The 536-nt window shown below is 35.1% G+C and carries 1 protein-coding gene; it reads right to left on the bottom strand.

Annotated features, from left to right (window positions below):
• Positions 1–320: 320 nt before the first annotated feature.
• Complete coding sequence (locus tag AB4653_RS27590) at positions 321–464, bottom strand: hypothetical protein (RefSeq protein WP_009846961.1); 144 nt, start codon at positions 462–464, stop codon at positions 321–323.
• Positions 465–536 lie beyond the last annotated feature (72 nt).

The following is a 536-nucleotide window of genomic DNA, read 5'->3' on the forward strand; positions in this document are numbered from 1 at the left end:
CACCAAGTAAATTATTGATTGCATGAGAAATTATACCGAACAGCCTGTTGTAGGGTAATTAAGTTAAATACGCTCAACATAGCGTTGTTAACTAGACGAAAAATAGAAAAGGACCCAACACATAACGTTCAGCCCTTTATTTCTCGTCATTTAAACCCAACGGCATTCTTATTTCCATCAGATCAATATTTATATTCGATTACTTAGATTTCACCGAAGTTGGGGTTAGTTAATGATCGCTTTAATTACTTTACTAACTATTAGTTTTGTCAGCTATTGTATTTTCACTTACCCAATACTAACTCAACAACCAACGACTACTAGTTGTTCGTCACAGAAAGTTTGTAGCCCAAATGTTGAACATTCACATCAGCGTAGCCTAGAGCAACGGCATAGTCTGCTGCGTTTGTTAAAGCAGAAAACATGATTGAAACGGCTAGTGTTATAAACATACTCATTTTCATATTTTGTTCCTTTTTGGCTAAATAGTTTTAACTGGTTAAATGGGGTTAGTTAGTTAATTGAGCGGACTGAAT

Source organism: Vibrio sp. 10N.222.48.A3, assembly GCF_041475345.1.
Lineage (GTDB): Bacteria > Pseudomonadota > Gammaproteobacteria > Enterobacterales > Vibrionaceae > Vibrio > Vibrio tasmaniensis_A.